At 69.7% G+C, this 4,245-nt stretch carries 4 protein-coding genes and 1 pseudogene; 1 reads left to right on the plus strand and 4 read right to left on the minus strand.

The features are described from left to right. On the plus strand, window positions 1-795 hold a 795-nt coding region (locus tag E1281_RS38105), incomplete at its 5' end, for a phosphotransferase (RefSeq protein ID WP_131884559.1). Window positions 796-946: 151 nt separating this feature from the next. Here the strand turns inward: E1281_RS38105 and E1281_RS38110 are convergent. The 4 genes and pseudogenes from E1281_RS38110 to E1281_RS38125 all read right to left on the minus strand — a co-directional run. Then, window positions 947-1,225, minus strand: coding sequence for a hypothetical protein (locus tag E1281_RS38110; protein WP_131884560.1), 279 nt, complete (start codon window positions 1,223-1,225; stop codon window positions 947-949). 991 nt (window positions 1,226-2,216) lie between these two features. Continuing rightward, on the minus strand, window positions 2,217-2,990 hold the full coding sequence (locus tag E1281_RS38115; protein ID WP_165959293.1) for an alpha/beta hydrolase-fold protein: 774 nt from the start codon (window positions 2,988-2,990) through the stop codon (window positions 2,217-2,219). Window positions 2,991-3,313: 323 nt separating this feature from the next. Continuing rightward, entirely contained in the window at window positions 3,314-3,517 is a 204-nt protein-coding gene (locus tag E1281_RS38120; RefSeq protein ID WP_131884562.1) for a DUF397 domain-containing protein, read from the minus strand. Next, a pseudogene (locus tag E1281_RS38125) lies at window positions 3,514-4,044 on the minus strand (DUF5753 domain-containing protein); the annotation flags it as partial. The gene E1281_RS38120 and the pseudogene E1281_RS38125, both read right to left, overlap by 4 nt. Window positions 4,045-4,245: the final 201 nt, after the last annotated feature.

Below are 4,245 nucleotides of genomic sequence, written 5' to 3' on the forward strand. Positions count from 1 at the left end.
GGCTTCTACGCCCAGCTCGCCGGCCGCCTCGACGCGGGCGTCCCCACCTGCTACTTCGCCGCTCACGACCCCGAACCCGACGAGTACACCGTCCTCCTGGAGGACCTCGCGCCCGCGCTCCCGGGCGACCAGCTCGCCGGCATCGCCCCGCAGGACGCCGCCGCCGCGATCGACGAGATGGCCGCCCTGCACGCCGCCGGCTGGGACGACGCGGACCTCGCCGCCCTGCCCTGGCTCAACCGGCACGACGCCGACTCGGCCGCCTTCACCGCCGCGATGGTCACCGGCCTCTACGACGGCTTCAAGGACCGCTACGCCGCCGACCTGGAACCCGGCGTCCTCACCCTGATCGAGGACTTCCTCCCCACGATCGGCGCGTACCTCGCCGACCGCGAAGGCCCGTCCACCCTCTTCCACGGCGACTTCCGCGCCGACAACCTCCTGTTCGGCGGCCCGCGCACAGCCGTCCTGGACTGGCAGACCTGCGCCTACGCCCCCGGCTCCGCCGACCTGGCCTACTTCCTCGGCTCCAGCCTCCCCACCGACTCCCGCCGCACCCACGAACGCGCCCTGGTGGAGCGCTACCACAAGGCCCTGACCGCCCGCGGCGTCACCCTCGCCTGGGACGACTGCTGGGACGCCTACCGCCGCCACGCCTTCCACGGCATCGTCATGTCCATCGGCGCCTCCATGATCGTCGAACGCACCCCCCGCGGCGACGAGATGTTCCGCACCATGACCACCCGCCACGCCCACCACGCCCGCGACCTCGACTCCCTCACCCTCACCGGCTAGGCGGGATCGGTGCGGTACACGTGGACCAGGGTGCGGGTCACGGCGGCGGCCCTACCGTCGCGTGCTGCTCGTCGGCGATCGCCGTGACAGGAGATGCCCCGATCCGTGGAACGGACCGGGGCAGATACCTGAGTGATGTGAGCCGTTCCGCTCAGAACGGAATCGAGAGCAGGAGGAACAGCCCGACACCACCGAAGATCAGTGCGCCGAGGGTCAGGATCCAGGCGTGATCGTCTCTCACCGTGTGCAGGATAAGGGCCAGGAGGCCCGTACCGGCAGCGACGGTGAGGGAGCCGCCTCCCAGCAGAAGCAGAACCCAGGGCGGGAGCGCCTGAACCCACCCCGTGAAGGCCCCGATGAGGTCGAACCCGGTGTGCGTCTTGGTCGCCAGTTCGCCGTTGCCCATGGCGAGGAGCATCGGAAGCTTCATGACTCTCCTTTGGTCGGATGACTCACCCTTGTGACGAGCCATCTCTCAGGACAGTACCCACTCGGCAGTGCCCTGCAAGGACTACGGCGGTCAAACCAGCCCAGCGGCTCTCCTGCCAAAGATGATCTGTCCGAATGCGTCAGGCCTTGGACACACAGGCCATAACCCGTCAAAGGAGAGCGCCACAATCCATGACGGGCTGACACGGGGTTCTCACAGATGCGGACGAGGCCGGCCCGCATGGCGGTGGCGAGCGGGCCTTCGTTGAGCGCGTGGGCGTTGCCCACAGGTTTCGGGGCGAACTGGCCGAGGGATGTCGAGGGACGGCAGACGGCGCACCACGGTGGCGAGGCGGCGGACCTCGGCGGCTTCGGCCGGGCCGGAGGTCAGACGCCGGACGAGGCCGGTCACGTCGGCCTGGCGCGCCGCTTGGCCTGGCGCGCCGCTCTGCCAGTCTGGTGGGGGGTGAGAGGCCCGTCCAGCGGAGCGAACGCTGACTCCCCGGCCGAGGTGGTCTCGGGTCGTCCACGCCCGCCGACGCCGACAGGGCGGCGAGATGCCCGGCGATGTCGGTGAGCGCCACCGATTGCCAACACACCCGGGCGAGCTGCTCGTCGCTGGCGCGGCGCAATTCGGCGGCCACGTCCTCGGGACGCAGGTGGACGACGAACCGCTCTCTTGGCCCGCGTGAACGACAGCAGCACCTCCCGGTAGAAGCGCCGCGTTCGGCGCCCCGAGATGCGCGAACGGCTGCGGCCCGTCCGCCCCCGAGCCGAGATCCGTCACCGCACCCTGGTCATTCACCCGCGGCTGTCATTCACCCGCGGCTGTCATTCACCACCGGCCGTGGCCGCGCCGCGTCCGCCGCGCCCCGCGCCTGCCCGTGCTCACGCGGCCGGATGTCAAGCCTGACTGCGGTCGGTGCGGTAGAGGTGGACCAGGGCGCGGGTCACGGCGGCGGGCCATACCGTCGCGTGCTGTTCGTCGGCGATCACTTCGCTGTGGACGTCGAGCTTCGGCCGGGCCCGCAGTCGTTCGGTGAAGGCGGCCAGGTCGGCGACCATGTCGAGGTCGGACAGGGTCTCGCGCATCTCGTCTCGGTCATCACGGGCCAGCTTCGGTCCGGGCTGTTCTCGCGCTCGCCCACGGCGAGGTAGACGTCGCCGGTGCCGTGGTCGGCGAAGGGCGCCCGGAGGGGATCGAGCAGGAGACCGCCGTCCCACCACAAGGACGGGCTGACCGCCAGAAAGCGGCGGAAGCCCTCCGGGCGGCGCACCAGCGTCCAGCAGGTCATCAGGCCGCCCAGGGAGAAGCCCGCGAGTCCCCGATCGGTCGGGTCGAGCGGGTGGGCGGACTCCGCGTGGGGCGCGATCACCTGCCGGATCAGGTCGAGCATCGCCCCGGCGCCGCCCGTCCCGTAGACAGGCTCGCGGAACAGGTACCTGGACGTGGCACTGGTCGGCGTCAGGTCCCGCACACGCTGGGCGCTCAACCGTCCGGGATCGTCAGTGGCGGGCGAGATGCCGACGACGGCGACGGGACGCAGCTGTCCCAGGGAGTAGGCCAGCGTCGTCTGCGCGATCTGCGCCGTGGACAGGAACGTCCGGAAGCCGTCGAGCAGATACAGCACCAGGAACGGCCCGGCCGCCCCCGACGGCAGGGCCACCGAGACATGCCACCGGTCGGCGGGTCCGTCTCCGGCCGCCAACGTGTACCGCACCGCCCCGGGCATCTCGGCGGGACCCGCCGTCCAGCTCACTCCCATGCGCCCATTCGCAGCACCGGCCGACGCGCGATGCGTTGCGTCCGGAAGCCAGGCGAGGGGGACGCGGTCCGCACGCATCTACCCCTCCGGGCCACGGTCGACAACGCGTTCCGGTGTGCGGCGCGTTCCGGTGTGCGGCGCGTTCCGGTGTGCGGCGCGTTCCGGTGTGCGGCGCGTTCCGGTGTGCGGCGCGTTCCGGTGTGCGGCGCGTTCCGGTGTGCGGCGCGTTCCGGTGTGCGGCGCGTTCCGGTGTGCGGCGATACACCGCACGACATGCGAGCGGCCCCGCCAGAGGGCGAGGCCGTTGCGGTACTCGTAGGGAGTTACTGGTGCAGCTCTCCCCGCTTAACGCGGGTGACGAGCCGGGTGAAGCTCTCGGAGGAGAGCGTGAGATGTCCGGCGTCGGGCGCCTTGCTGTCCCTGATACCGCGCTCTTCGGCGAGGGCGGCGATCTCTACGCACTCCTCACCGCCATCACCGCCAGAGCCGGAGCGGCTCGACTTGCGCCAGACGACGGGCTCACTCACTTCATGGCCTCCATGACTTGAGCTATGAGGCTCCGGGACGAACCTCGGGATAGTGAATCGGCGCCTATGCGGTCATACCGTACCCGGTAGCCGCGCACCTTGGCTGGGTCGGTCACGACACGACCGCCGCCGACGGCATCGGAGCGCGCGACGTCTCCAGCCGGTGTGACGAGCAGCGTGAACGACCCGTCAATGCCCGGATGCGCGCCGATCTCCCGAGGCACCACACGGACGACGACGTTGGGGCGTTCGCTCATCTCCAGCAGGTGCGCGAGTTGTGCTCGCATGACCTCCGGCCCGCCGATCGGGTCGAGCAGGGCGGATTCCTTGATCAATGTCCACAACTCCGCAGGCTGGTGCCCACTGAGCACCTGTTGCCGTGCGAGGCGGCGCTCTAGCACCTCCTCCACGTTGTCGACGACCCGTGCTCCTACCAGCAGAGCGCGTGCGTAGTCCGGTGTCTGGAGCAGACCCGGCACGACGAGCGCCGAGTAGGGGCTGATCATTGACGCCTGGCGTTCATAGTCCGTGAAGACGTCGAACCAGTTCGGATCATGGGCACTCTCGGCAAGTCGGCGGAGACGGGCAAAATGTCCTCTAGCCTCCCGCTTTCATGGCGGGTTGATTCCGACTGGCCGTTGACATGAGAAAAGTGCTCCTGAACTGGGAGGATAGGGCTTGCTGAAGGTCCTGTCCGCACCAAGTTCTGGAGCACTTTCCAAGTGAAG

Origin of the sequence: Actinomadura sp. KC345 (assembly GCF_004348515.1) — a bacterium.
GTDB lineage: Bacteria > Actinomycetota > Actinomycetes > Streptosporangiales > Streptosporangiaceae > Spirillospora.

Bases quoted from the DNA above. Each gene is read 5' to 3' on its own strand.
- E1281_RS38110 (WP_131884560.1), bottom strand. From the start codon at position 1,225: ATGAAGCTTCCGATGCTCCTCGCCATGGGCAACGGCGAACTGGCGACC.
- E1281_RS38115 (WP_165959293.1), bottom strand. From the start codon at position 2,990: ATGGGAGTGAGCTGGACGGCGGGTCCCGCCGAGATGCCCGGGGCGGTG.